The sequence below is a fragment of the Plantactinospora sp. CA-294935 genome (genome assembly GCF_050936445.1).
In the GTDB taxonomy this organism is placed as follows: Bacteria; Actinomycetota; Actinomycetes; order Mycobacteriales; family Micromonosporaceae; genus Plantactinospora.
Genome location: NZ_JBNJMU010000001.1, coordinates 8,893,935 through 8,920,077 on the forward strand (window position 1 = coordinate 8,893,935; position 26,143 = coordinate 8,920,077).

22 protein-coding genes are annotated in these 26,143 nt (G+C 71.5%); 15 read left to right on the forward strand and 7 right to left on the reverse strand.

The window, feature by feature from the left end:
• Positions 1 to 97 precede the first annotated feature (97 nt).
• Positions 98 to 778 carry a TMEM175 family protein gene (locus tag ACQEVC_RS38765; RefSeq protein WP_432888391.1) on the forward strand — a complete coding sequence of 227 codons (681 nt, stop codon included), beginning with the start codon at positions 98 to 100 and terminating at the stop codon, positions 776 to 778.
• Between the two features lie 81 nt (positions 779 to 859).
• Here the strand turns inward: ACQEVC_RS38765 and ACQEVC_RS38770 are convergent, their stop codons facing one another.
• Complete coding sequence (locus ACQEVC_RS38770; RefSeq protein WP_432888393.1) at positions 860 to 1,246, reverse strand: VOC family protein; 387 nt, start codon at positions 1,244 to 1,246, stop codon at positions 860 to 862.
• A 343-nt stretch (positions 1,247 to 1,589) separates the two neighbouring features.
• Here ACQEVC_RS38770 and ACQEVC_RS38775 point away from each other — a divergent pair, with 343 nt between their 5' ends.
• The gene (locus ACQEVC_RS38775) at positions 1,590 to 2,099 is read left to right on the forward strand and encodes a hypothetical protein (RefSeq protein WP_432888395.1); all 510 of its coding nucleotides are present in this window, start codon (positions 1,590 to 1,592) and stop codon (positions 2,097 to 2,099) included.
• A 154-nt stretch (positions 2,100 to 2,253) separates the two neighbouring features.
• On the opposite strand, the gene ACQEVC_RS38780 is transcribed toward ACQEVC_RS38775, so the two are convergent.
• The 4 genes from ACQEVC_RS38780 to ACQEVC_RS38795 form a co-directional block, all read right to left on the reverse strand.
• Positions 2,254 to 4,530, reverse strand: a complete 2,277-nt coding sequence (locus ACQEVC_RS38780) for a dipeptide ABC transporter ATP-binding protein (RefSeq protein ID WP_432888397.1) — start codon at positions 4,528 to 4,530, stop codon at positions 2,254 to 2,256.
• Between the two features lie 13 nt (positions 4,531 to 4,543).
• Entirely contained in the window at positions 4,544 to 5,458 is a 915-nt protein-coding gene (locus tag ACQEVC_RS38785; RefSeq protein ID WP_432891939.1) for an ABC transporter permease, read from the reverse strand.
• A 5-nt stretch (positions 5,459 to 5,463) separates the two neighbouring features.
• A complete protein-coding gene (locus tag ACQEVC_RS38790; RefSeq protein WP_432888399.1) occupies positions 5,464 to 6,423 on the reverse strand; it encodes an ABC transporter permease in 960 nt (319 codons plus the stop codon).
• Between the two features lie 80 nt (positions 6,424 to 6,503).
• The gene (locus tag ACQEVC_RS38795; RefSeq protein WP_432888401.1) at positions 6,504 to 8,309 is read right to left on the reverse strand and encodes a peptide ABC transporter substrate-binding protein; all 1,806 of its coding nucleotides are present in this window, start codon (positions 8,307 to 8,309) and stop codon (positions 6,504 to 6,506) included.
• Between the two features lie 271 nt (positions 8,310 to 8,580).
• Between ACQEVC_RS38795 and ACQEVC_RS38800 the strand changes: the two genes are divergently transcribed.
• The 5 genes from ACQEVC_RS38800 (at position 8,581) to ACQEVC_RS38820 (ending at position 14,188) form a co-directional block, all read left to right on the forward strand.
• Positions 8,581 to 9,729 (forward strand): ROK family transcriptional regulator, encoded by a 1,149-nt coding sequence (locus ACQEVC_RS38800; RefSeq protein WP_432888403.1) that lies wholly within the window; start codon positions 8,581 to 8,583, stop codon positions 9,727 to 9,729.
• Between the two features lie 12 nt (positions 9,730 to 9,741).
• Positions 9,742 to 11,211 (forward strand): M81 family metallopeptidase, encoded by a 1,470-nt coding sequence (locus ACQEVC_RS38805; RefSeq protein ID WP_432888405.1) that lies wholly within the window; start codon positions 9,742 to 9,744, stop codon positions 11,209 to 11,211.
• Positions 11,211 to 12,218, forward strand: coding sequence for an ROK family protein (locus ACQEVC_RS38810; RefSeq protein WP_432891942.1), 1,008 nt, complete (start codon positions 11,211 to 11,213; stop codon positions 12,216 to 12,218). The genes ACQEVC_RS38805 and ACQEVC_RS38810 overlap by 1 nt, the downstream gene beginning before the upstream one ends.
• Positions 12,219 to 12,385: 167 nt before the next feature.
• Positions 12,386 to 13,198: an SAM-dependent methyltransferase gene (locus tag ACQEVC_RS38815; RefSeq protein ID WP_432888407.1), complete on the forward strand. Its 813-nt coding sequence runs from the start codon at positions 12,386 to 12,388 to the stop codon at positions 13,196 to 13,198.
• Between the two features lie 84 nt (positions 13,199 to 13,282).
• Entirely contained in the window at positions 13,283 to 14,188 is a 906-nt protein-coding gene (locus tag ACQEVC_RS38820) for a nucleoside hydrolase (protein ID WP_432888409.1), read from the forward strand.
• 94 nt (positions 14,189 to 14,282) lie between these two features.
• Here the strand turns inward: ACQEVC_RS38820 and ACQEVC_RS38825 are convergent, their stop codons facing one another.
• Complete coding sequence (locus ACQEVC_RS38825; protein WP_432888411.1) at positions 14,283 to 15,461, reverse strand: endo-1,4-beta-xylanase; 1,179 nt, start codon at positions 15,459 to 15,461, stop codon at positions 14,283 to 14,285.
• 192 nt (positions 15,462 to 15,653) lie between these two features.
• On the opposite strand from ACQEVC_RS38825, the gene ACQEVC_RS38830 reads away from it, so the two are divergent.
• From ACQEVC_RS38830 to ACQEVC_RS38850, 5 genes are all read left to right on the forward strand, one after another.
• On the forward strand, positions 15,654 to 16,742 hold the full coding sequence (locus ACQEVC_RS38830; protein WP_432888413.1) for a Gfo/Idh/MocA family protein: 1,089 nt from the start codon (positions 15,654 to 15,656) through the stop codon (positions 16,740 to 16,742).
• 156 nt (positions 16,743 to 16,898) lie between these two features.
• Positions 16,899 to 17,636: a phytanoyl-CoA dioxygenase family protein gene (locus ACQEVC_RS38835; RefSeq protein WP_432888415.1), complete on the forward strand. Its 738-nt coding sequence runs from the start codon at positions 16,899 to 16,901 to the stop codon at positions 17,634 to 17,636.
• Positions 17,633 to 18,553, forward strand: a complete 921-nt coding sequence (locus ACQEVC_RS38840) for a sugar phosphate isomerase/epimerase family protein (protein ID WP_432888417.1) — start codon at positions 17,633 to 17,635, stop codon at positions 18,551 to 18,553. The genes ACQEVC_RS38835 and ACQEVC_RS38840 overlap by 4 nt, the downstream gene beginning before the upstream one ends.
• Positions 18,554 to 18,612: 59 nt before the next feature.
• Entirely contained in the window at positions 18,613 to 20,730 is a 2,118-nt protein-coding gene (locus ACQEVC_RS38845; RefSeq protein WP_432888419.1) for a hypothetical protein, read from the forward strand.
• Between the two features lie 16 nt (positions 20,731 to 20,746).
• On the forward strand, positions 20,747 to 21,694 hold the full coding sequence (locus tag ACQEVC_RS38850; RefSeq protein ID WP_432888421.1) for a zinc-binding dehydrogenase: 948 nt from the start codon (positions 20,747 to 20,749) through the stop codon (positions 21,692 to 21,694).
• 19 nt (positions 21,695 to 21,713) lie between these two features.
• On the opposite strand, the gene ACQEVC_RS38855 is transcribed toward ACQEVC_RS38850, so the two are convergent.
• A complete protein-coding gene (locus ACQEVC_RS38855) occupies positions 21,714 to 22,751 on the reverse strand; it encodes a LacI family DNA-binding transcriptional regulator (RefSeq protein ID WP_432888423.1) in 1,038 nt (345 codons plus the stop codon).
• A gap of 91 nt (positions 22,752 to 22,842) precedes the next feature.
• Between ACQEVC_RS38855 and ACQEVC_RS38860 the strand changes: the two genes are divergently transcribed.
• The 3 genes from ACQEVC_RS38860 to ACQEVC_RS38870 all read left to right on the forward strand — a co-directional run bounded on the left by ACQEVC_RS38860 (position 22,843) and on the right by ACQEVC_RS38870 (position 26,126).
• On the forward strand, positions 22,843 to 23,748 hold the full coding sequence (locus ACQEVC_RS38860; protein ID WP_432888425.1) for an AraC family transcriptional regulator: 906 nt from the start codon (positions 22,843 to 22,845) through the stop codon (positions 23,746 to 23,748).
• 168 nt (positions 23,749 to 23,916) lie between these two features.
• Positions 23,917 to 25,236 (forward strand): ABC transporter substrate-binding protein, encoded by a 1,320-nt coding sequence (locus tag ACQEVC_RS38865; RefSeq protein WP_432888427.1) that lies wholly within the window; start codon positions 23,917 to 23,919, stop codon positions 25,234 to 25,236.
• Complete coding sequence (locus ACQEVC_RS38870; protein ID WP_432888429.1) at positions 25,233 to 26,126, forward strand: carbohydrate ABC transporter permease; 894 nt, start codon at positions 25,233 to 25,235, stop codon at positions 26,124 to 26,126. The genes ACQEVC_RS38865 and ACQEVC_RS38870 overlap by 4 nt, the downstream gene beginning before the upstream one ends.
• The last annotated feature ends 17 nt before the right edge of the window (positions 26,127 to 26,143 follow it).

Below are 26,143 nucleotides of genomic sequence, written 5' to 3' on the forward strand. Positions count from 1 at the left end.
CATCTCCGGCGGTTCATCCGGAGCCGGCCCGGGATGCCGGGACGGACGAGGTGCTGCGGCGGCGATTACCGATACCGCTCCTGGGTAGCCGATCGCCGTGGGTGGGCCAACCGACGACATCGTGGCACGGACGGACACCGTCCGTGCCGAGGGCTTCAGCGATGCCGTCCTCGCGATCGTCATCACCCTGCTGGTGCTGGACCTGCGGGTGCCGGAGGTCGAGCCGGGCCAACTGCTGTCCGGGCTGCTGGACCAGTGGCCCAGCTATGCGGCGTACGTGGCGTCGTACCTGTACATCGCCGTCGTCTGGCTGAACCACAAGGCCACCTTCAGCCGGATCCGGCAGGCTGACCGGGGGCTGCACTGGATGAACCTGCTCGTCCTGTTCAGCACCGCACTGCTGCCGTTTCCGACCGCCGTGTTCTCCCGGGCGCTACAGGAACACGACGTCGCCGACCAGCGCGTCGCCACCGCCCTTTACGCGCTGGTCGGCGCGCTGCTCTGCGCGAGTTGGCTGGCGTTCTTCCACTACCTGGCCAGGCACCGGGACCTGCTGGTCGACGGGGTCGACGAGCGGTTCTTCCCCGGCGAACGACTTCGGGCGCTGATCGGGGTGCTGCTGTACGCCGTGGGCGGTCTCCTCGGTGTTCTGGTCACACCGCTGGCCGGGCTGGTGATCTTCATCGTCCTGCCTCCGTTCTACGGCGTCACCAGTGCCGGCCTGTACAGCTCGCGTCTCGTCCCCGCCGGCCGCAGCCGAGGCGGAGCCGGAAGCTGACCGTCGATCCGACGGGTGGGCCGCCGAGGACGCGGTGGCCCGCCGACAGGTGCCGGCGGGCCACGGCCGGGCGGCTCGGGTCTACTGGCCGGGTCCGTTCCAGTCGACCAACTGGACGATGACGCCGTTGGGGTCGCGCACCTGGAAGGCCCGCTCGCCCCACTCCTCGACGGTGAGCGGCATGGTGATGGTCACGCCCTCGGCCTGGAGGCGGGCGAGTTCGCCCTCCAGGTCGTCGACGACGAAGGCCAGGATCAGACCACGCGCGTGGTCGTCGCGCTGGTCGGCCGGCAGCGACGGCAGGCCCTGGCGCAGGAAGACGACGTTCATCCCGGCGTCGTCCCTGGTCAGCGACGCGAAACCGTCGGCGGCCATCGCCTCGGTGAACCCGAAGTGCGTGACGAGGAAACTGCTGGAGGCGGCGACGTCCGCCACGTTCAGCGAGACGGCGGAGGAGGTGATTTTCACGAGCGGCTCCCTGGGCGGTCGAACTAACTCCTTACATTGTACACCGTACGGGGTACGGATATTCCTGCCAGGCCGGGTGCCGCCGACGACGAACCGCCCGCACCGGCCTTGGCAGGCGGCGCGGGAGGTGGTGGTGTCGGTTGCGACGGGAGGAGATTCAAGAACAATCACCAGGAGGTCAACGCAATCGGCGAAGATCGCCCGAGCCGGGCGGTGGCACCGGGACACACCCCGGCCCCCACCGGGCGGTTCGCACACCTGTCGGGTAATTTCTGTTGCTGGCCGTCGCCCGCCGAGGAGCTGGCGTCAGGCGACCCCGCCCCGGACAGGAGATAGCGCAGGCATGGGTAAGCGGACGGTTCACGTCTCCGACTTCAGTGGCAAGGTGGTCCAGTCCGCCGACGAGGTGGTCCGGATCGTGGTGCTGGACCACCCCGACCTGGTCGCCGGGCCGGTGCAGTTGGAGGCCGAGCCGACCGAGGTCGAGAGCATCGACGACGCGGCGCTCGACGTCGCGGTGGTGGAGATCCACGACGGCCGGCCGGGCGAGGCTCCCCGCCGGGTCGTGCTCACCGCCAGCGAGTTCGACTCGCTCGCCACCGACGTGCCAATGGCCCAACTGCTGCGCACCGCCGAACGGGTACGCCCGGCCAAGGCGAGCCGGGAACGGGTCGACTACGCCACCCTGGAGCACGCCGGCAAGCCGCACCGGGGCCGGGTCACCGAGGAGGAGGCGCGGTTGGTACGCGACCACCTCGACGAGGTCAACAAGCGACTCGCCGACGAGGGGATCCGGCAGATCGACCCCGCCGACCCCGAGCACGCCGCCCGGTACGGCTTCCCGACCGCCTGACCTGGGGTCGTGATCGTTACGCCTGGATCCGGACAATCGCTGACCGGCCGCCGGGCGGTCCGGCCGCCCCGACCCGGCCACGGGTGACCGGGTCCGGGTCCGGCTGTCCGGGCACCACCGACCCGGTCACGCTGACCAGTTCGGGAGTGGCTCGCTATCCGGCCGCGCCCGCCCCGGCGGTCGCCGCGCTCGACTCCGGGCGCAGCGGGAAGTGGCACGCCACCTGGTGAACGCCGCCGGTCAACGGCGGTTCCGTCCGGCAGATCTCGGCCGCGATCGGGCAGCGGGTGCGGAACCGGCACCCGGTGGGCGGGTTGACCGCGCTCGGCAGCTCGCCCCGGATCGTCATGCTCCCCCGGTCCACGGCGGCGTCGGGGCTGGCGGACGGGACCGCGTCGATCAGCGCCTGGGTGTACGGGTGCCGGGCGGACCGGACCACCTCGTGCGCCGGACCGACCTCGACCAGCTTGCCGAGGTACATCACCCCGATCCGGTCCGACATGTAGTCGACGACGGAGAGGTCATGGCTGATGAAGACGTACGCCAGGCCGAGTTCGCGTTGCAGGTCCCGCATCAGGTTGAGCACCTGCGCCTGGATCGACACGTCGAGCGCGCTGACCGGCTCGTCCCCGACGATCAGCCGGGGTTGCAGGGCCAGCGACCGGGCCAGCCCGATCCGCTGCAACTGGCCGCCGGAGAACTCGTGCGGATAGCGCTCCAGCACCCGTCGTGACAACCCCACCTGGTCGAGCAGGGTGGCGATCCGGGCCCGCCGGGCCGCCCCGTCACCCACCTGCTGGATCTCCAGTGGCTCGGCGAGGATCGCGTCGACCCGCATCCGCGGGTTCATCGCCGCGTAGCTGTCCTGGAACATCAACTGGACCTGCCGGTGCATCCGGCGGCGTTCCCGCCGGTCCAGGCTCGCGATGTCGGTACCGTCCAGCACGACCTGCCCGGCGGTCGGCCGCTCCAGCCCGACCACCAGGCGGCCCACGGTCGACTTGCCGCACCCGGACTCGCCGACCAGCCCGAACGTCTCGCCCGGCTGGACGTCCAGCGACACCCCGGCGACCGCGCTCACCCGCCCGGCGGCGCGGCGGAACAAGCCACCACCGTTCGCCGGGTAGTCCTTGACCAGCTCGCGGATCGACAGGATCGGTGCCGGTGCTGCCGGCCGGGACTCCGTTGTCCCGACCGGCCCGGCCGGACGCGGCGCCGGTGCCGGTGCACCCGTCCGGAGCTGGGCCGCCACGACCGACGTACCCGCCTCGCCAGCGCCGGCGTCCGGCGGCGTCGCGGCGGTCGGCGTCGCGGCGGTCGGCGTCGCGGCGGTCGGCGTCGCGGCGGTCGGCGTCGCGGCGGTCGGCGTCGCGGCGGTGACGGCAGCGGGCGACCCGGGCGCCGGGGACGACGACGCGGTCACCGGGTGCAGGCAGGCGTACTGGTGCGGCCCGGCGGTCAGCGCGACCTCGGTGCTCCGGCAGTCGTCGGTCGCGTGCCGGCAGCGGGGCGCGAACCGGCAGCCCGTGAGCGGCCGGGACAGGTCCGGCGGCAGGCCGGGAATGCTGTAGAGCCGGGCGTCCGGCTCCCGGGTCGCCGACTCCGGCAGCGCCTCCATCAGCGCCTCGGTGTAGCGGTGCCGGGGCGACCGGAACAGTTCGCCGGTGCTGGCGGTCTCGACCACCCGGCCGGCGTACATCACCGCGACCCGGTCGGCCCGACCGGCGATCACGCCCAGGTCGTGGGTTACCAGCACGACCGCCATCCCGAACTCTTCCCGCAGGTCGTCGATGAGTTCGAGGATCTGCCGCTGGGTGGTCACGTCGAGCGCGGTCGTCGGCTCGTCCGCGATCAGCAGCCGGGGCGAGCAGACCAGCGCCATCGCGATGGCGACCCGCTGCCGCATCCCGCCGGAGAGTTCGTGTGGATAGTTGTCGACCACCTTGTCCGGGCGGGGCATCCCGACCCGGCGGAGGATGTCGATCGCCTGCTCCCGGGCCTGCGCCTTGCCGACCCCCTGGTGCACCCGCAGCGGTTCGGCGACCTGGGTGCCGATCCGCATCGTGGGGTTCAGCGAGGTCAACGGGTCCTGGAAGACCATGCCCATCCGGACGCCACGGATCCGGCGTACCTCCTCCGGTGACAGCGACCGCAGGTCGCGGCCCTCGAAGAGGATCTCTCCGCCGACCACCTCGCCGCCCGACGGCAGCAGGCCCATCACCGACAGTGCGGTCATCGTCTTGCCGCTGCCCGACTCGCCCACGATGCCGAGGGTCTCCCCCGGCCGGACCTCCAGGCTGACGTCGTCCAGGGCGTGCACCGTGCCGCGTCGCAGCGCGATGTCGGTACGCAGGTGCCGCAGTTCCAGCAGCGATCCGGACCGGTCGGACGCCTGCGCGGCCCCGGCGGTCGAGTTGATCGGTGCGCTCATTTCCCTACTTCCCCTAGCGGCGCCGGAGGCGGACCTCGAAGGCGTCCCTCAGCCCGTCGCCCATGAAGTTGAAGGCGAGCACGATGAGGATGATGGCGATTCCGGGCGGATACAGCAGCCACCAGTGGCCGCTGTAGGTGTCCGCGAGCCCGTCGGAGAGCATCCCGCCCCAGTTCGCGGCCGGCGGCGGGACACCGAGGCCGAGGAAGGACAGGTAGGCGACGTAGAGGATCGCGTCGGCGACCTGGAAGGTCGCGTTCACGATCACCGTGCCGATGGCGTTCGGCACGATGTGCCTGCGTACCGCCCGGCTGCCGGTGCCGCCCATCGCCCGCATCGCCTGGACGTACTCCCGGGAGCGCAGGCTCAGTGCCTCTCCCCGGACCAGCCGGGCCGGGCCGAGCCAGGCGAAGGCGCCGATGATGAGGATCAGCATCGGCACGCTCGGCGTGACGATCGCGGCCAGCAGCATGAAGAGGAAGAGCGACGGGATCGACATCATCGCGTCGACCACCCGCATCATCGCGGTGTCCACCCAGCCACCGGCGAAACCGGCGACCGCGCCCCAGACCGTGCCGAGGAAGGTGGCCAGGATCCCCGCCGCCAGCCCGACCACGATCGAGGTCTGCCCGCCGAGCATCAGCCGGCCGAGCTGGTCGTAGCCGACCCCGTCGGTGCCGAGCGGGTGCCCGGCGCCGGGCGCCAGGTGCACCTGCGTGAGGTCGGTGTGCACCTGGTCGGTGTGGTAGAGGAGCGGCCCGAGGAAGCAGACCCCGGCGAGCAGTACGAACAGGCCGAGGCCGACCAGGGCCAGCCGGTTCTCGCAGAAGACCGCCACCCCCTGCCGCCACAGGCCGCGTACCGGGGCGTCGTCGGGGGCGGCCGGCTGCGGTGCGCGTACCGGGCCGGTGGCGCCCACCTCGGTCAGGGTGGTCACGAGGTGCTCCCCCGGAGTCGTACCCGCGGGTCGACCGCGGCGTAGAGCAGGTCGGCGATCAGCGCACCGAGCACCGTCGCCACCGAGAGGATCAGGGTGACGCCGAGCAGGATCGGGAAGTCGCGTTTGAGTGCCGCCTGCCAGAACAGGTGCCCCATGCCCGGGAAGTTGAACAGCGACTCCACCACCAGGGCACCGCTGAACAGCGCCGGCAGGTACATGCCGAGCAGGGTGATGACCGGGAAGAGTCCGTTGCGCAGGGTGTGTCGGACCACCACCCGCCGCTCGGAGAGTCCCTTGCTGCGGGCCGTCCGGACGTAGTTCTCGTTGAGGTTGTCGACCATCGAGGAGCGGACGTAGCGCGAGTAGACCGCGATGGTGACGATCGCCAGGGTGACGGTGGGCAACACCAGCCCGGCCGGGTCGGCCAGCACCTCGCCGACGGTGAAGCCCTGCGGTGCCTCCGGCGGCAGGATCGGCCAGAGCTGGGAGAATCCGATGATCAGCATCAGCCCCATGAAGAAGATCGGGGTGGCGTACGCCAGCAGCGACAGCGAGGTGATGGCGTAGTCCGGCCAGCGGTTGCGGCGTACCGCCTGGATCACGCCGAGCGGGATGGCCACCACGATCGCCAGCAGGGTGGAGAGCAGCGACAGCACCATGGTCTTGGGCAGCCGCTGGCTGATCGCCTCGGTGACCGACTGGTTGAGCTGGAACGAGTAGCCGAGGTCGCCGTGCAGCAGGCGCTGCACGTACATGCCGTACTGCTGGATCCAGGGCCGGTCGTAGCCCATCTCGTGGTTGAAGGCCGCCAACTGCTCCAGCGTCGCCTCCTTGCCCAGCGTCGCCCGGGCGGCGCCGCCGGGGAGCAGGTGCAGCAGAACGAACGCGATCACAGTGACGAGTACGACGACGATGAGAGCCTGGCCCAGGCGCGTGACGAGGTACCGGACCACGGGCGGATCCTCCCCGGTCGGGGGCTCCGGCGACGCTCGCGAGGGGCGCCGCCGGAGCCGGGACGGTCAGTTTCTGCCGACTACTTCCAGGACCAGTCCTGGAAGTACATGTTGTTCATCGGGTCCTGCGGTTCGACGCCCTGCAACCCGGACTTGTACGCCGAGATCTGGAACACCGGGTTCGGCATCCAGAGCACCGGCAGGTCCTTGGCCAGGAAGTCGTTGTACGCCTTCAGCGCGGTGTCGTCGCCGGAGAACTGGGTCGCCTCGATGAGCTGGTCGGCCTGGGAGTTGCTGTAGCTGCCCAGGTTCACCGGCGCGTCGGTGGCGAAGAGCCGCTCGCCGCTGGCGAAGGCCGGGTAGTACCAGCTGCCCTGCGAGCCGAAGAAGGACATGTCCCACGAGCAGGTCGCCTCGGTCGGCTTGCAGGCCGGGGTGACCGCGACCGAGTCCGGCACCTCCTTGATGGTCAGCTCGATGCCGAGCTTGGCCATCTGCGACTTGATCTCGGCGAACATCTTGGTGGTGGCGGCGAACCCGCTCTGGCTGGTGACGGTGAAGGCCAGCGGGGTGCCGGCGGCGATGCCCTCGCCGCACTGGTTCGCCCCGGCGCCCGCGCTCTGGCAGGTGGTCTGGCCGTCCGGTGCCACCTTCCAACCGTGCGTCTCCAGCAGTTCCTTCGCTTTGTTCGGGTCGAAGGAGTAGACGCAGCCGTTCTCGGCCGAGCCGGCGGTGCCCGGCTTGGGCGGCACCGGACCGCAGGTCGGTTCGGCCATGCCGGACCAGATGACCTTGTTGATGGTCGGCTGGTCGATCAGCATCTGCATCGCCTGGCGCAGGTAGTCCTGCTTGAACAGCACGCCCGTCTTCGGGTTGTTGAAGTTGAGCTGGAGGTAGGTGATGGACCAGCCGTACCAGGGAGCGATCGTGTAGTCCTTGGACTCCAGGTAGGACTTCTGGGACAGGTTGGCCGCCGGCACGTAGCCGTAGTCGATCTCACCGGCCCGGAGCACGTTGAACTCGGCGTCGTCGCTGGTGAACGGCCGCAGCACGATCTTCGACAGCTTCGGCTTGTCGGTACCGGAGTAGCTCGGCTGCGCGGCGAGCACGACCTCGCCGTTCGGGACGTACTTCTCCAGCTTCCACGGGCCGCTGTTGACCTTCCAGAGGTCGTTGCTGGCGTACGTCTTGGGGTCCTTCGAGGCCGCCATCAGGAAGTCGAAGACCTTCTTCGCCCCTGCCGGGGTCTTGTCCAGGTCGCTCACGCTCGCGGTGGCGGAGTCCTTGTCCCAGACGTGCTGCGGCATCGGGGTGATCCGGTTGAGCTGGTTCCCGACGAACCACGCGGTGTTGTAGACCTGGGTGGTCGTGACCGAGAAGGTCTTCTCGTCCTTGATCGTCCAGGCGGCGATGTTGTCCGGGAAGCCGCCCTTGCGGTACGACGCCCACTTGTCCTTGTTCGCCGTGACGACGTTCCACCAGAAGTCGATGTCCCGGGTGGTGATCGGCTTCCCGTCGGACCAGGTGTTGTCCTTCAGCGTGATCGTCAGGGTCTTGCCGCCGTCGCTCACCTCCGGCGGGTTGGCCAGCGACCGCTCGGTGTCGATGTTGTACTTCGCCGTACCGTCGAGCCGGTACTGGTAGAGCGGGCGGTACTGGGCGTTGCCGAAGATGGCGTTCTCGCCCTGGGTGAAGCCGGGGGCCGAGATGGGCAGGATCCAGTTCGGGGTCCGGAAGGCGACGGTGGCGGTGTCCTTGCCCTGACTTCCGCCCTTCCCCGACGAACTGCTGTCGCCGCTACAGGCGGCGAGGCCCAACCCGAGGGCGAGCGCGCTGGCCACGGCCACGGTGCCGCGGAGTGCGCCCCGGTGGAATCTGCTCCTCATGAGTCTCCTCGATCGATGTGCGCGTGCCCCGCGTCGCCGGGCGCGAGGGGCGTCGCGTCCAGCCACCTGGTGCTTCCCGAGCGATCAATGCGGAGAATGTATAGGCGATTAAGTTTCTCGTCAACGAAATTAACCTACTTCCTTCGCAGACTTCGGTCAGGCTAGGATCAAAGCCGCCGAAGCTCGTCCGCTAACCTTCGCGGTGATCCCCGTCCCGTACCTGCGGTAGCCGCAAGGGAACCCGGACGATCCGGCTGGAAGAAGGAGAGGTATGTCGGACCCGTCGATCTCCGCGACCCTGCGCGACCAGACGCTCAGCCTGCTGGCCAGCGGCGAGGCCACCTCCCGGGCCGACCTCGTCGAGGCGTTGCGGGTGGCGCCCTCGACCGTCACCGGAGTGGTGCGCCGGCTGCTCGACGAGGGCGCCATCCTGGAGGAGGGCGTCGGCCGCTCCACCGGCGGGCGGCGGCCCCGGATCCTGCGACTGCGGGGGCCCGAGGGCGTCTTCGCCGTCGCCGAGCTCGGTGCCCGGCACGCCCGGGTCGGCCTCTGCACCCCGGACGGCCGGCTGCTCGCGGCCGAGGAGATCGGCATCGACATCGCCGCCGGCCCCGGCGAGGTCTTCGAGGTGGTCGGGGACGCCTTCACCCGGATCCGCGCCGCGACCGCCCCCGGACAGGCCCTGCTCGGGATGGGGGCCGCCATGCCCGGCCCGGTCGAGTTCCCCCGGGGCCGGCTGATCGGCCCCGCCCGGATGCCGGGCTGGAGCGGCGTCGACGCCCGGGCCGAACTCGGGGCGCGGTTCGACGTACCGGTGGTGGTCGACAACGACGCCAAGGCCGCGGCGATCGGCGAGTACGTCACCCGGGGCCGGGACACCGGCGACATGATCTACGTCAAGGCGGGTACCGGCATCGGCGGCTGCCTGGTCAGCGGCGGCCAGATCTACCGGGGCGGCCGGGGGCTCAGCGGCGACGTCACCCACGTACGGGTGGCCGACAGCGGTGAGCGGCAGTGCTCCTGCGGCAGCCGGGGCTGCCTGGAAACCGTCGCCAGCGGTGCCGCCCTCGCCGCCCAACTGGCCGAGCAGGGCCAGCCGATCAGCACCACCCGGGACGTCATCGCCGCGGTCGTCGACGCCGAACCGGCCGCGGTGACGCTGGTCCGGCGGGCCGGCGGGCTGCTCGGGGTTGCCCTCTCCGGCCTGGTCAACTTCCTCAACCCCGACGCCGTGGTCATCGGCGGAGCCCTGTCCAGCCTGGACGTCTACGTCGCGGCGGCCCGGGGGATGCTCTACGAGCGGTGCCTGCCGTCGATGACCCAGTCCCTGTCCATCGAGGCCAGCCTCGCCGGCCCGGATGCCGGCCTGGTCGGCCTCGGGCATCTGGTCCGCGCCGTGACCGACGCCCGACCCGCCTGAGGAGTTCCACCCGTGCACCGTCCCCTGCGGATCGCCATCGGCGGCATCCACATCGAGTCCAGCACCTTCTCGCCGCACCTGAGCACCGCCGACGACTTCGAGGTCACCCGGGGCGACGCGCTGCTGGCCCGCTACGCCTGGCTCTCCCCGGCCCAGCCGTGGGCCGCCGACGTCGAATGGCTGCCGCTGGTGCACGCCCGGGCGCTGCCCGGCGGCGCGGTCGACGCGGCCAGCTACGACGGCTGGGCCGCCGAGATCGTCGACGGGCTCACCCGGCTCGGCCCGGTCGACGGGGTACTGCTGGACATCCACGGCGCGATGAGCGTGGTCGGCCGGACCGACGCCGAGGGCGACCTGGTCAGCGCCATCCGGTCGATGATCGGGCCACAGCCGTACGTCTCGGCCGCGATGGACCTGCACGGCAACGTCTCGCCGGTGCTCTTCGCCGGCTGCGACCTGCTCACCTGCTACCGCACCGCGCCGCACGTCGACGTCTGGGAAACCCGCGAGCGGGCGGCCCGCAACCTGGTCGAGGCGCTGCGCCGGGGGCAGCGCCCGCACAGGGCCCTGGTGCACGTGCCGATCCTGCTGCCCGGCGAGATGACCAGTACGCGGGTCGAACCGGCCCGCGGACTCTACGCCCGGATCCCCGAGATCGAGGCCCGGGGCGGCATCGTCGACGCCGCGATCTGGATCGGCTTCGCCTGGGCCGACCAGCCCCGCTGCCGGGGCGCGGTGGTGGTGACCGGCACCGACGCCGAGGCGACGACCCGGGCGGCCCGGGAACTCGGCGAGCACTTCTGGGCGGCCCGCGACGAGTTCGCCTTCGTCGCACCGACCGGCAGCCTGGACGAGTGCCTCGACACGGCACTGGTCGCGATCGGGGACCCGGCCCGGCGCCCCTTCTTCGTCAGCGACTCCGGTGACAACCCCGGGGCCGGCGGCGCCGACGACGTCACCTACGCGCTGGCCCGGATGCTGGCCCGCCCGCAGATCCGGGACGGCGGGGTCCGCGCGGTGTACGCCTCACTGGTCGACCCGGACGCCGTGGCGCAGGTCGCCGACCAGCCGCTCGGCGCCCCGGTCAGCGTCCCGGTCGGCGGCCGGATCGACACCCGCGAACCCGGTCCGGTACGCCTCGACGGCGTACTGGAGGCGGTCGCCGAGGACCCGGACGGCGGGCGGTGCGTCAGCGTACGGGTGGGTGGCCTCAGCGTCTTCGTCACCTCGCGGCGGATGCAGTACCGCCAACTGGCCTCGTACGCCCGGCTGGGCGTGACGGTGGACGACGTCGACCTGGTGGTGGTGAAGATCGGCTACCTCGAACCCGAACTCTTCGAGGCGGCCGGCGACTGGCTGCTGGCGCTGACCCCGGGCGGGGTCGACCAGGACATCGAGCGGCTGCCGTACCAGCGCCTGCTCCGGCCGGTGTTTCCGCTGGACCGCGACTTCGCCGCGGACCTCACCGTGGCGACCCGGTGATTTCGCCGATCGTCAGCGCCCGGTCCGACACCTCGCCTCCCGGGGACCCGTCCGCCGGTCGCTGCGTCCTCGCGGTCGACGTCGGCGGGACGACCATGAAGGGCGGCGTCTTCGACTCCGACGGCCAGCTCCGGCACTCGGTCGTGGTGCCGTCCCGGGCCGACGGCGACCCGGTCGGCGCGCTCCGGGACCTCTGCCGGCGGTTGCGCGACGCGGCCCTCGCCGGCGGCGCCACGCCAGCCGGGATCGGAGTGGTCACCCCGGGCATCGTCGACGAGGACGCCGGCCTGGTGCGGTACGCCTCGAACATCCGGTTCCGCGACGTACCGCTGCGCGCGCTCGTACACGACGACCTGGGGTTGCCGGTGGCGATCGGGCACGACGCCCGGGCGGCCGGCGTCGCCGAGGCGGTGGCCGGGGCCGGCCGAGGGTTGGCCAACTTCGTGCTGCTGCCGCTCGGCACCGGCATCGCCGCCACGGTGGTGCTGCACGGCGAGCCGGTACCCGGCACCGCCTGGTCGGCCGGGGAGGTCGGGCACATGCCGGTGCACCCCGGCGGGGAGCCGTGCCCCTGTGGCCAGCGCGGCTGCCTGGAGGTGTACGCCTCGGCCGGCGGCCTGGCCCGGCGCTACGCCCGGCTCGGCGGCACCCCGGGGCTGGACAGCCGGGCCATCGCCGCGGCCGCCTCGACCGATCCGCTGGCCGGCTCGGTGTGGGACACCGCGACCCACGCGCTGGGCATCGCGCTGGCCACCCTGACCCTGACGCTGGACCCGGCCCGGATCGTGCTCGGCGGCGGTCTGGCCGAGGCCGGCGCCCAACTCTTCGACCCGGTACGCGAGGCGCTGCGCGCGGCGCTGGCCTGGCGGACCGCGCCCGAGGTGGTGCCCTCGGCCTTTGGTGTCCAGGCCGCCCAGGTGGGTGCCGCGATCCTGGCCCGGCGTGCGGCCGGGCTGCCCGTGCCGGACGGTTGGGCGGCACCGGTCTCCGCACCCGTCGGCTCCTGAACCGCAGCCGGTCGTCCCGGGGACACCACCGGGGCACAAGATCGACGGAACAGGCGCCGTGGCCCATAATCGGTGCGGTGCCGTACGCCGGCACCACGTCCGGCCCCGGGTCGGCCGCCTCGGCCACTCGACCGACCCGACCGGTGAACCGACTCCTCGGAGGTACCGTGAGCGACACCAGTCCGGCCGCGAAGCTGGACACGAACGTGGCGCACCCCGCCCGCCGGTACAACTACTGGCTGGGCGGCAAGGACAACTTCGCCGCCGACCGGATCTCCGGCGACCAGGTCGCCGCCGTCTTCCCGACGGTCAAGCGGGCCGCACAGGAGAACCGCCGCTTCCTGCGACGCGCGGTCGGGTTCCTGGCCGGCGAGGTCGGCATCCGGCAGTTCCTCGACATCGGCACCGGGCTACCGACCGCCGACAACACCCACGAGGTCGCCCAGCGGATCGCACCCGAGTCCCGGGTCGTCTACGTGGACAACGACCCGCTGGTGATGTCGCACGCCCGTGCCCTGCTGACCTCCTCGCCGGAGGGCCGCAGCGCATACATCGAGCGGGACCTGCGGGAGCCGGAGTCGATCCTGGACGCCCCGGAACTGCACGCCACCCTCGATCTGCGCCAGCCGGTCGGGTTGACGCTGGTCGCGATCCTGCACTTCGTCCGCGACTTCGAGGACCCGTACGGCGTCGTCGGCCGGCTCGTCGCCGCGCTGCCCTCCGGAAGCTACGTCGTCATGTCGCACGGCACCTACGACGGGGTGCCGGCGGAGACCGTCGCGAAACTGGAGGAGGCGAACGCCGCCTCCGGCGGGCTGAGCCGGCCCCGCAGCCTGGGCGAGTTCACCCGGTTCTTCACCGGCCTGGACCTGGTCGAGCCGGGGGTCGTGCCGATCGGGCACTGGCGACCGGCACCCGGCAGCATCCCACCCGAACCGGTCGACATCTGCATGTACGGCGCGGTCGCCCGGATCCGCTGAGCCCCCGGGCGCCCCGTCGGCCTGAAGAGTTCCTTGAGCCGGCCGGCCTGACCTCCGCCGGACGAACTGGATAATGGACCGACCATGGCCGAACGAAGCCTCGTCCTGTTGGACACCGACATCGGCAACGACATCGACGATGCCGTCTGCCTCGCGTACCTGCTGGCGCAGCCGGGCTGCGACCTGCTCGGCATCACCACGGTCAGCGCCGAACCGGAGGCCCGGGCGGCGCTGGCCAGCGTACTGTGCCGGGCGGCCGGGCGGAGCGTGCCGATCCTCCCCGGCGCCGCCGAGCCGCTCGCGAGCCCGCCGGTGCAGGGTCCGCCGCCGCAGGCCGCCGCGCTGGCCCGATGGGAGCACGAGACCTCGTTTCCGACCGGAGCGGCGGTGGAGTTCCTGCGGCAGACCATCCGCGCCCACCCGGGCGAGGTGACCCTGCTGGCGATCGGGCCGCTGACGAACGTGGCACTGCTCTTCGCGGTCGACCCGGAGGTTCCCGCGCTGCTGCGCTCGCTGGTGCTGATGGGCGGCGCCTTCACCTCCGTACCCGGCCCGGAGTGGAACATCCACTGCGACCCGTACGCCGCCGCCCGGGTCTACGCCACGCCGGTGGCGGTGCACCGCTCGGTCGGCCTGGACGTCACCACCCGGGTGCGGATGGACGCCGGCGCCTTCCTGGAGCGCTGCGCCAACCCGCTGCTGCGGCCGGTGGCCGACATGGCGGCGTCCTGGTTCGCGGAGCGGCCGGAGGTCACCTTCCACGACCCACTTGCCGCAGCCACACTCTTCGCACCATCGCTGTGCACCTTCGCACCGGGCGAGGTCTCCGTCGACACCGACCTCGGGCCGGCCGCCGGGACCACCACCTTCCGACCGGCGGACGGCGGAAACAGCCCGGCTGCCGGGTTGGGGCCGCACGAGGTCGCCGTCGAGGTACGCCCGCAGGCGGTCCTCGACCACTATTTCGAGGTGGTCGACGCCGCCGGCTGAGCGGTCCCCGGATCAGCGGCGGCCAACGAGGCTTCGGCTCCGCGTGCTGGCCGACACCGACGCTGCCGCCCGGCGAAAACGCGGTGGCCGACAGTCAGGCCGGCACCGTCCACAGTGGTCGGCGACGGGGCGCGGCTTCGAGCTCGTCGGCGATCGCCCGGTACGCCGGCTTGGCCGCGAGTTCGTCGTCGTAGGCGAGCGGCCGGCGCGGCGCGCCGTCCTCGCGCGGATAGTCCTCCTCCAGCCAGGTGTACCGGTCGGTGAGCCCGAAGGCCATCACCGCCTTCACCGCCTGGTGCGAGAGTGTCACGTCGAGGTAGCGCCGGTAGACGTCGGCGACGGCCGCGTCCCGGACGGCGACGTCGGCGGGCAGCCCGTCGTCGAGTACGTCGAGTTCGGTGATCAGGATGTCCAGCCCCCGGTCGGCGACCTCGGAGAACCAGTTCAGGTAGGCGTTCGCCGCGAACCGGTCGGCGAACCGGTCGGCCAGCAGGTGCGCCTGCACCCCGAGCGCGTGCACCGGCACACCGTCGGCGAGCAGCCTGTCGATGACCTGGAGGGTGGCCCGGCGCCGGGGACCGGGCTCGTCGCCGTACTCGTTGACGGTCTCGAAGCCGAACTCGTTGAGCACCAGTACCGCCGACGGGTCGGCGTCGTGCGCGACCTGGAACGCCTCGGCGACGTACGACGGCCCGATCGTCTCCCACCACGGCACGTCGGTGCGGAATCCGCGCTGCCCCTCCGGACTGGTCACCTCGTTGGCCACGCTCCAGGCGTCGACCCGGCCACGGTAGCGCCGGACCACCGCCTCGGCGGTGCCGAAGAGGAGTTCGCGCGCCTGCTGCTCGGCCATCCCCCACAGGTCGTCCTCGGTCCAGCCCTCGCCGAACCCCTCGTCCCAGACCAGGTGTGCGCCGAAGACCCGCATCCGCTGGCTCTCGGCGTACCCGATGATCTGGTCGGCGTAGCTGAAGTCGAGTTCCGCGTCCGGGGTGGGCTTGAGCCGGTACCAGAGCAGGTCGTCCTCGGTGAAGAGCAGGGTCGCCTCCCGGCCGACCAGGTCGAGGTAGGGGGTGTCGGGCATGTGCCAGGTCGCCAGCGAGGTGCCGAAGGCGAGGCCGTTGGGCCTGGCGAGCTTCCACAGCGGCGGGCGGGGTGCGCGGTTCCGGCCGGCGGTGGCCGGGCCGGCCACCGCGAGGGCGCCACTGGCCAGGCCGGCGGCTCCGGCCGCACCGAGGATCAGGGATCGGCGGGACAGGCGCGTGTCGTTCATGGGATTGCCTCCTCGCAGGGACGGTGCCACGAGAGTTGCAAAACGATTTGTTCGACCTGTGGCAGGGAGCCTACGACCGGCCCGCACCGGCGGCAAGAGACCGGCGCCGGATCTGTTGCCCGGCTCGATTCGGACCGGTTACGCTGCCCGCGACCCGTAGCCAAACGTTTTGCATGACGGAAGGGGTCCCGCGTGAGTCGGCTTTCCCTGGGGGTCGTCGGACTGGGTGAGGTGGCCCAGGTCATCCACCTCCCGGTCCTGCGCTCGCTCCCCGAGCTCTACGACGTCACCGCCGTCTGCGACATCTCCCCCGGCCTGCTCGACCGGGTCGGCGGCGGCTACGGCGTACCGCACCGGCACGCCGACGTCACCGAGATGCTCGACCGCAACGAGCTGGACTGCGTCCTCGTGCTCAACAGCGACGAGTACCACGCCGAGGCGGTGGTCGCGGCGCTCGACCGGGGCGTGCACGTGCTGGTGGAGAAGCCGATGTGTCTCAGCCCGCGCGAGGCCGAGCAGATCATCGCGGCCCGGGACCGCTCCGGCGCCACCGTGATGGTGGGCTACATGCGGCGGTTCGCCCCCGCGTTCGTCGAGGCGACCCGGCGGATCGGCGAGCTGGGCCCGATCAACTACGCCCGGGTGCACGACATCATCGGGCGCAACCAACTGATCATCGACCAGACGGTGCTGGTGGACCGACCCACCGACGTGCCCCGGTCGGCCGTCGAGGCGCGCTGGGCCAGAGGGCGGGCGCTGGTCGCGGACGCGCTGGGCGAGGTGCCCGACGTGCTCGCCGGGGCGTACCGGCTGCTCTGCGGGCTGGGCAGCCACGACCTGTCGGCGATGCGCGAACTTCTCGGCCGGCCGCGCGGGGTGGCCGCCGCCCGGCAGTGGCGGGACGGCCGGTTCCTGGCCGCCCTGCTGGAGTACGACGACTTCCTGGTCACCTACGAGACCGGCGTCGACGAGCAGCTCCGGTTCGACGCGCACATCGAGGTGTACGGCGAGCACGCGACGCTGCGGGTGCAGTACGACACCCCGTACCTGCGGCACTTCCCCACCACCCTGGTCACCGAGCAGACCCGCGGCGCCGGACTGCACCGGTCGGTGTCCCGCCCGCACCTGAAGGACCCCTACACGCACGAGCTGGAGTACTTCCACGAGGTCGTCACCAAGGGCGGTGACCCGAAGACCGGACCGGAGGACTTCGTCGAGGATCTGGAGCTGTTCGCCGAGCTGATCCGGGTGATGGCGGCCCCGCCGGGCAGCCGGGCGTGAGGCAGAACCGAAGATAGGTCGAGTCCCGCCGGAGATAGTCGCCGCGCCGGCCCCGGCGACTCGCCTAGCGTCGAGTCCGACGAGGTCACCGCCGACGGCGGCGGCCACCACCGGTCGCCACCGTCGACGGCGGCCACGGTTATCAGGAGGTGTGCGGTGCTGACCCCGCAGGATGTCGACTTCTACCGGACGAACGGCTACTACCTCAACCGCGCCCAGCTCTTCTCCGCCGAGAAGCTGGACACGCTGGAACAGATCTTTACCGAGCACCTCGCCGACAAGGGCGACAAGCTCTCCGACGAACTCGACACCCCGCACTTCCGGGACCCCCGACTGCTGGACTTCCTGCTCGCAGACGAGGTGCTCGACCTGGTCGAACCGCTGGTCGGGCCGGACATCGCGCTCTGGACCAGCCACTTCATCTCGAAGGACCCGCTGGTCGGCCGGGCCACCCCCTGGCACGAGGACAGCGCCTACTGGAACGGCCGGCTCAGCGAGTACGACCGGATCGTCACCGTCTGGCTCGCGCTCGGCCCGAGCAACCGGGAGAACGGCTGCATGCGGGTCATCCCGGGCAGTCACGACGGCGGCGGCTTCTCCGAGTACGTGCCGACCGACAAGACCGTGCAGACCTTCCACGCCGAGATCCCCGGAGTGGACGAGAGCCGGGCGGTCTACTTCGAACTGGAACGCGGGCAGTGCTCGCTGCACGACGGGCGGATCATCCACGGCGCCCGGCCGAACACCAGCGATGTCCGGCGCACCGGCTACACCATGCGGTACTTCCCGGCCTCGGTGAAGGTGCTGCCGGTGCCGGAGAACGAGGGCTGGCAGATCTGGCTGGCCCGGGGCCGGGACAGCGCCGGCAACACCTACCAGCCGGGCCCGCGGTGAGGCTCGGGCTGCTCACCGCCTGCCTGCCCGGCGAACCGCTCGACGCGATCGCCGGGTGGGCCGCCGGGCACGGCTACCAGGGGCTGGAGGTGGCGGCCTGGCCCCGCGAGCCCGACCGGCCGTGGCAGGCGAGCCACCTCGACGTACACGGCTTCGACGCGGCCGAGGCGGACCAGGTCCGCGCCCTGCTGGCCGGGCACGGCCTCACCGTCTCGGCGGTGGCCTACTACGAGAACAACCTGCACGCCGACCCGGCCACCCGGGAACGGATCCACCGGCACCTGCGCCGCTGCGTGGACGCCGCCGCGCTGCTCGGCTGCGAGCACGTCGGCACCTTCGTCGGCCGGGACGTCACCCGCACGGTGACCGAGAACCTGCGGCTCGCCGAGGAGATCCTGCCGCCCCTGGTGGCGTACGCGGCGGACCGGGGCGTACGGCTCGTCGTGGAGAACTGCCCGATGGAGGGCTGGCACCCGGACGGCTACCCGGCGAACCTGGCGTACTCGCCGGAGCTGTGGGACTGGCTGGGCGGGCTCGGCCTCTTCCTCAACTTCGACCCGTCCCACCTGGTCTGGCTGGGCATCGACCCGGTCGCGGCGCTGACCGGGCACCTCGACCTGGTCCGGCACGTGCAGGCCAAGGACGTGCAGGTCGACGCCGCCGCCCGGAACCGGTTCGGGGTCTTCGGCCAGCTCGTCGGGAAGCCGTCGCCGTGGACCAGCGGCTGGTGGCGCTACCGGGTCCCCGGCCTCGGCGAGGTGGACTGGCGCCGGCTGGTCGACGTCCTCTACGAGGGCGGATATTCGGGCTTCGTCTCGGTGGAGCACGAGGACCCGGTCTGGTCCGGCTCACCGGAGCGGGTCCGGCAGGGCCTGGTGATCGCCGAGCGCACCCTCGGCCCGCTGCTCGTCGCCTGACCCGCCGACCCGTATCCATCCACCCACCCACCGCCCCCACCGCGCAAGGAGCCCGAGGCATGCAACGTGGCGTGTACTTCGACGCCTGGTTCCCCCGACAGCACTGCTACCACCCGAGCCTGCCGCCCCGGCGGCTCCGCATGATCGACGACCTGGTCGACTACCGGGCCACCACGCTGGTCTGGGCCTCTCTCGGCGGCGGCTCGATCTCGCTGCCCTACCTCGAACAGGAGGCGTTCGGCCCGGTCGACGCCCGGGCCCGGTTCTACGGCTTCGTCAACGACAGCGAGTTCATCGCCGCCGCCCAGGCCCGGGGCATCAAGGTCTTCGGAATCGTCTTCGAGGCGCAGGGCTGGGAGTTCCCGGTCGAGCTGACCGCCGACGAGGACGAGGTCCTCGCCCTCAACGAACTGCGCGGGGTCGGGCACCGGGACTGGCTCGGGCTGCGGGAGTTCGGCCAGAACCGCTATCCGTTGCTCTGGAAGCCGGTCGAGCACTACTTTCCGGGCGGCCTGGTCAACAGCGACGGCGAGCCGGTGACCGACCTGATCGAGGAGTGCTGCGCCCGGGACATCCGGCAGACCGCCCTGCACGCCCGCTGGGTCGAGTGCCCGGACCGCGAGCACCAGTGCTTCTACATGGACCGGAACAACCCGGTCTGGCGCGAGTACCTCAAGGCGGTCATCCGGATCCAGATCGACGCGGGCGTGGACGGCGTACAGCTCGACGAGACGGAGCTGCCGCTCGGCTCGCTCCAGTACGGCGGCTGTTTCTGCAAGGACTGCATGAAGGGCTTCCGGGCGTACCTGTCCGGGCTGCCGCCGGAGGAACGCGACCCGCTGCTGGACGGGGTCGACCTGGAGACGTTCCACTACGGCGACTGGCTGCTGGAGCGCGGCTACGACTTCACCGACCGGCACGACGCGACACCGCTGTTCGGGGCCTACTACCGGTACCAGTGCGACGCGATCCGCCGGCACTTCGCCGAGCTGGCCGCGCACGCCCGGCAGTACGCGGCGGGCAAGGGGCGGAAGGTGCTGGTCTCCGGCAACTTCTTCAACATGGACCCGCAGTACCTCGGACTCGCCGACGACGTCGACGTGATCGTCACCGAGATGCGCAACACCACCCACCGGCAGCCGGAGTGGTACCGCTACGTCGCCGGCTTCGCCGGGGACAAGGACGTCATCGTGGTGGAGAACCCGTACGGCGGGGTGGTGCCGGAGCTGGTCGAGCTGCTCAAGAACGGCCGGGGGCACGACCTGCTGCGGCTGTCCTGCTACGAGGCGGCCGCGTTCGGGGTGAACATGGCGGTGCCGTACGGCTCCTGGATGGGTGCCACCATCGAAGACTCGTTCTACGTCCCGCACGAGGTGGCGGCCGAGATCCAGGGGTTCCTCGCCGACCACGAGCGGCTCTTCGCCCGGCGCAGCCGCAACGAGGTGGCGGTGGTCTACAGCGTGGAGAGCAACCGGGACCTGGTCGCCCGGGCCGACATCGGCGACAACCTGCGCAACGCCCGGGACGAGAGCGTACGGGTGCCGTACCGGGAGGTGACCTCGGCGCTGGCCGGCGCCGCCGTACCCTTCGACGTGCTGCTCTTCCCCGACGACCGCACGGCGCCGGACCGGATCACCGCCGACGACCTGCGGCGCTACCCCACCGTGCTGCTGCCGGCCTGCACCCACCTGACCCCGGTGCAGGTGGCGGCGCTGCGCGGCTACCTGGACGGCGGCGGCCGGGTGGTCCGGATCGGCGGGCTCGGCGAGAACCTCGACGACGGCGACCGGTCGGCGCTGCTCGGCCACCCGGGGCTGACCGGATCCGGGCCGGAGGACCTGGCGACGCTGCTGCCGCACGGCCGGCAGGTCGAACTTCGCGCGCCCGGCGGCACCGCCACCGTCGCGGCGAACATCGCCGGGCTGGCGGACGGGTCGGCCGCCGTGCACCTGGTGAACTACGACTACCGGGCCGCCGACGACCGGGTACGCCCGGTCACCGACCTCGACCTTCGGGTACGGCTGCCGGAACGGCTGCCGGCGGCCACCGCGTACGGCTGCGACGGCACGGTCACCCCGCTCGACGTACGGGTCGACGGCGGCTTCCACACGGTGCGGCTCGACGCACTCGGCCCGTACGCCATCGTGGTCTTCACGGCCGGCCCGGCAGCGGGTTGAGGAGAGGGGTCCAGGGATGCGGATAGCGGTGCTGACCGGTCCGGAGCGGTTCGAGATCGCCGAGGTACCGCCGCCGGAGGTCGGCCCGGACGAGCTGCTGGTCCGGGTCGCGGCCAGCGGGGTCTGCGCCTCGGAACTCGCCGCCTGGGCCGGTGACCCGCCGGTCGACTACCCCCGGCATCTCGGCCACGAGGTGAGCGGCACCGTCGCCGCGGTCGGCGCCGAGGTCGACTCGTTCGCCGTGGGTGACCCGGTCGGGGTCTGGGTCACCTCGCACGGCTTCGCCGAGTACGTGGCCGCCAAGGCCGCGCACTGCCGACCGGCCGGCGACGTACCGCTGGACGAGGTGCTGGCCGAGCCGCTGGCCTGCGCGGTCAACGCGGTGGAGGAGGCCGACGTGCGGCTCGGCGACGACGTCGTGCTGATCGGTGCCGGCTTCATGGGCAACCTGGTGCAGTCGCTGGTCCGGCTGCGCGGGATCCGGCAGCTCGTGGTGGCCGACACCCGGCCGGACGCGCTGGACCGGGCCCGGGCGCTCGGCGCGACCCGGGTGGTGGACGTCCGGCACGAGTCCCTGGCCGAGGTGGTCGGCGAACTGACCGGCGGGCGGGGCGCGGACCTGACGTTCGAGTGCACCGGCGGGCAGGCGGCGCTGGACGCGGTCGGCGAGGTGACCCGGATGAGCGGCCGGATCGTGCTGGTCGGCTTCCACCAGGGCCGGCCGCGCCAGATCAACCTGGCGCACTGGAACTGGATGGCCTTCGGCATCGTCAACGCGCACTACCGGGACGTCGGCACCATCATGCGCGGGATGACCGTCGGCATGCGGCTGCTCGTCTCCGGGGCCGTCTCGCTGCGCACCCTGGTCACGCACCGGTTTCCGCTGGCGGAGGTGGACGCCGCCTTCCGCGCCGCCCGGGACAAGCCGCCGGGCTTCGCGAAGGCGACGGTGACCTTCGACTGACGCACCATAGCAGCGTCCGTCAGGCGGAGCGCCGGACCACCAGCGGGCAGGGCAGCACGATGGTGCGGCCCTCCCCGGTGTACTCGCCGGTCATCCGGCTGAGCAGCAGTTCCCCGGCGCTCTGCCCGGTCTGGTACGCCGGGTTGCGCACCGTGGTGAGCGGCGGGTTGACGATGGTGGCCGCGTCCACGTCGTCGAACCCGACGACGGCGACGTCGTCCGGCACGGTCAGGTCCCGTTCGTGTGCGGCGTCGATGGCGCCGATCGCGGTCAGGTCGTTGGCGCAGAACACCGCGTCCGGACGGCGCTCGGGCGGCAGCGCCAGCAGCCGGTGCATCGCGGCCCGGCCACCCGGCCGGGTCCAGTCGCCGCGCACCATCAGCTCCGGCTCGACCGCGAGCCCGTGCTCGCGCAGGGCCCGCCGGTACCCCTCGTCGCGCGCCGAGCCGGTCGCCTCCGGCCCCTCGATCATGCCGATCCGGCGGGCGCCCCGCCGGATCAGGTGGCTGACGGCGGCGTGCGAACCGACCCCGTCGTCCGGGGTGACCAGGTCGACGTGCGGGTCGTCGTCGAGGGCGCCGCCGACGCAGACGGCGGGGATGCCGAGGCCGGCCGGACCGGTACGCAGCTCGGCGGTGACGTCGCCGGCCGCCATCACCACCCCGTCCACGCCCCGGTCGCGCACGTCGGCCAGGAAGGCGTCCTCCCGTTCCGGTACGCCGTCGGTGTTGCAGACGTAGCTGCCGTAGCCGGCCCCGTCCACCGCGTCGGCGAGCCCGCGGGTGAGTACCGCGTAGAACGGGTTGGTGATGTCCGGTACGACCACCGCGACCATCCGGGACCGCCGGGTACGCAGGCTCCGCGCCACGTTGTTGGGGCGGTAGCCGAGCTGCCGGATCACCTCGCGGACGGTCTCCTGGGTGGCCTCGGCGACCCAGCGCTTGCCGGAGAGCACGTGGGAGACGGTGGTCGGGCTCACCCCGGCCAGCTTCGCCACCTGCACCAGGGTCACCCGGGTCTCGTCGGGCCCGGGTGCCGGCGGGCGTGTCTCGGACATCGACCTCGCCCTCTCGCATCGTTGACCGCTGCGGTGTCGGTCCGTACGGTAGCAAAACGTTTTCCTGCGAGGACCGGACGGAGGAACCCGGGTGACCCGACTCCTCGACCGGTACATGATCGACGGGCTGGTCGCCGACGGGCTGGTGGCGGGCGGTTCCGGCGTACAGGTGATGCGCCCGCAGCTACGGGACGTACCGGCGCACTGGCACGACTACTACGAACTCGGCTACGTCCTGGGCGGCACCGCCCGGCACGTGGTCAACGGGGTATCCCGGCCACTCCGGCCGGGCGGCGTCTTCCTGCTCACCCCGACCGACTTCCACGAACTGCACGTCACCTCGGAGACGCCGCTGACCTGCTACAACGTCGTCGTCGAGCCGGATGTCGCGGAGCGGTGGCTGGACCGGGCCCTGCCGGCCCCGCCCGGCGTCGCCGGCCCGCCCTGGCTGACCGACGACCCGTCGTTCGGCCCCGACTTCGACCGGCTCTGGCGGGAGTCCTCCGGCCGGCGCCCCGGCGCGGCGGCGCTGGCCGACGCCGTGCTCGGGTGCATCCTGATCGAACTCGCCCGGCACTGCGCTGATCCGGTCACGGCGGGGGCGGAGGCGCCAGCCGGGCCACGGGGCGGCGCGGATCCGGCCGGCGGCGACATCCGGCGGGCGGTGCAGTACATCGAGCGGCGGTTCCGCGAGCCGCTGACCCTGGCCGAGGTGGCGGCGTACGTGCACCTGTCGCCGAACTACTTCAGCGAACGGTTCGGCCAGGTGGTCGGCACGTCGTTCCAGAGCTATCTCCAGGCCCGGCGGCTGCGCTTCGCCCGGTCGCTGCTCGCCTCGACGAGCCTCGGGGTGACCGAGATCTGCCACGCGGCGGGCTTCAACAGTCCCTCGCACTTCGGGCGCGCGTACCGGCGGCGGTTCGGCGCGGCACCGTCCGCCGGTCGTACCCCGGATCCGTCGCCGCCGGACGAGCCGGCGGCGCCCGATCCCGGCTGACCGCGGCCAGGTGAACCGCTGATTACCAGGCTGTTGCGTTTGTTACCCGAGATCTCTTGACATCGCCGGCCGGGCAGATGACCCTAGCCGCAGCATGCCAAACGTTTTGCACCTAGGTACAGCCGTGGTCCCACCACATTGGCGGCAACGACATAGGGAGCTGATCCGATGAAGCATCGCTCGCCCCGCAGGTTCCTCGCGGTGGTCGCGGCGGCCATCACCGCCGCCTCGGCCCTGGTCGGCTGTTCCACCGGCGGTTCGTCCGCCACCGAGCACGGTGCCGGCGAGGGTCCCGTCCCCGAGCCGACCGCGCCGGTCACCATCTCGTTCGCCTCCTGGGTCGGCGAGCAGCCGGAGATGAAGAAGCTGGTCCAGCAGTTCCAGACCGAGCATCCCAACATCAAGATCGAACTACAGAACGTACCCGCCGAGGAGGCGAACGAGAAGCTGACCGCGCAGGTCGCCGGAGGCAACCCGCCGGACGTGGCCTTCATCGACGCCAGCACCACGGCCAACTTCGCCTCCCGCAAGGCCCTGGTCAACCTCGACAACTACCTGCGACGCAGCGAGATCGTGAAGGCCGACGCCTACGTGCCGGCGTTCAAGACCTTCACCACCTACGAGGACAGCATGTACGGGCTGCCCTTCGACGGCGAGTCGACCGCGCTCTTCTACCGGACCGACCTGTTCGCCGCCGCCGGCCTGACCGGGCCGCCCACCACCTGGGAGCAGTACGAGGCCGCGGCGAAGGCGCTCACCGACCCGGCGAAGCGGACCTACGGCCACGCGATGTTCGCCAGCTCCCCGGAGGCGGCGTACTACTGGTACCCCTGGCTGTGGCAGAACGGCGGCAAGCTGCTCTCCGACGACGGCAAGGAGGTGCTGTTCAACAAGGACGAGGGGAAGCGGGCCGCCGAGTACTACGTCAACCTGGCGAAGTACGCGCCCAAGGACTACCTCAACTCCAACTCGTACGACGGCCGCCAGGCGTTCGCCAACGGCCAGGTCGGGATGTACGTCGCGGGCTCGTGGTTCGCCGGCACCCTCGCCGACGAGTTCCCGGCGATCGACGGCAAGTGGGCCACCGCGCCCTTGCCGCAGGGCTCGGCCGGCTGCGGCACCACGATCGCCGGCGACGCGCTGGTCATCTTCAGCCAGAGCGAGCAGGCCGACGCCGCCTGGAAGTTCATCGAGTTCCTCTCCAAGCCCGAGAACGTCGCCCAGTGGACCTACAAGTCCGAGGACGGCACCACCCTCCCGCCGATCACCAGCCTGCTGGACTCCCCCGACCTGGTGAAGACCAAGCCGGTGCTGGAGGGCTTCGCCGCCGCCATGAAGTGCGGGGTCAGCAACGTCTTCGCCAACCCCGACTGGCCGAAGATCGAGGAAGCCCTCAACGAGCAGCTCGCCAAGGCGATCTACGGCGAGCAGACGGCCGCCCAGGCACTCGACGCGGCCGCGGCGGAGGCCGAGAAGATCATCCGATGAGCGTACCCGGCAAGCTCCGGCGGGCCTGGCGGGAGCGGTCGGCGTACGCCTTCCTGGCTCCCGGACTGATCCTCTTCTCGGTCTTCACCGTCTTCGCGCTCGGCTTCGCGTTCTACCTGACGTTCCGGGAGTGGAACATCCTGGAGCCGGAGAAGCCCTTCGTCGGGCTGCAGAACTACCGCGACATGGTGCAGGACGAGGACTTCCGCCGGTCGATCATCAACACCGCCTACTTCACCGGCGCCTCGGTACCGCTCGGCATGGCCGTCGGGCTGGGCGTCGCCCTGCTGCTCAACCAGCCGATCCGGGGTCGCGGCCTGCTGCGTACCCTCTACTTCCTGCCCAACATCACCCCGTTCGTGGTGGCGGCCATCGTCTGGAAATGGCTCTACAACGGTGACTTCGGCCCGATCAACTTCTACCTGCTGAAGACTCACCTGATCAGCCAGCCGCTGGTCTGGCTGTCCGACAAGAACCTGGCGATGCCGGCAGTGGTGCTGATGAGCGTCTGGGCCAGCGTCGGCTTCTCGATGGTGGTCTACCTGGCGGCGTTGCAGGCCATCCCGACCCAGCTCTACGAGTCGGCCCGGATCGACGGCGCCGGTCCGTGGGCCCGGTTCCGCCACGTGACGCTGCCGATGCTGGCCCCGTCGACGCTGTTCCTGATGGTGATGGGGATCATCGGCTCGTTCCAGGTGTTCACCCAGATCTACATCATGACCGGCGGCGGCCCGGTCAACCGGACCACCACGATGGTCTATTACATCTACGAGGCCGCCTTCAAGTTCTACGAGATGGGGTACGCCAGCACGCTCGCGTACGGGCTGTTCGTACTCCTGCTGGTCTTCACGGCGATCCAGCTCCGGCTGTACCGGAGGGCGGACCTGTGAGCGACCCGAACCGAGGA

Coding starts and splice junctions, on each gene's coding strand:
- ACQEVC_RS38775 (WP_432888395.1), top strand. CDS start 1,590: ATGGGTAAGCGGACGGTTCACGTCTCCGACTTCAGTGGCAAGGTGGTC.
- ACQEVC_RS38780 (WP_432888397.1), bottom strand. CDS start 4,530: ATGAGCGCACCGATCAACTCGACCGCCGGGGCCGCGCAGGCGTCCGAC.
- ACQEVC_RS38795 (WP_432888401.1), bottom strand. CDS start 8,309: ATGAGGAGCAGATTCCACCGGGGCGCACTCCGCGGCACCGTGGCCGTG.
- ACQEVC_RS38800 (WP_432888403.1), top strand. CDS start 8,581: ATGTCGGACCCGTCGATCTCCGCGACCCTGCGCGACCAGACGCTCAGC.
- ACQEVC_RS38820 (WP_432888409.1), top strand. CDS start 13,283: ATGGCCGAACGAAGCCTCGTCCTGTTGGACACCGACATCGGCAACGAC.
- ACQEVC_RS38825 (WP_432888411.1), bottom strand. CDS start 15,461: ATGAACGACACGCGCCTGTCCCGCCGATCCCTGATCCTCGGTGCGGCC.
- ACQEVC_RS38845 (WP_432888419.1), top strand. CDS start 18,613: ATGCAACGTGGCGTGTACTTCGACGCCTGGTTCCCCCGACAGCACTGC.
- ACQEVC_RS38850 (WP_432888421.1), top strand. CDS start 20,747: ATGCGGATAGCGGTGCTGACCGGTCCGGAGCGGTTCGAGATCGCCGAG.
- ACQEVC_RS38855 (WP_432888423.1), bottom strand. CDS start 22,751: ATGTCCGAGACACGCCCGCCGGCACCCGGGCCCGACGAGACCCGGGTG.
- ACQEVC_RS38865 (WP_432888427.1), top strand. CDS start 23,917: ATGAAGCATCGCTCGCCCCGCAGGTTCCTCGCGGTGGTCGCGGCGGCC.
- ACQEVC_RS38870 (WP_432888429.1), top strand. CDS start 25,233: ATGAGCGTACCCGGCAAGCTCCGGCGGGCCTGGCGGGAGCGGTCGGCG.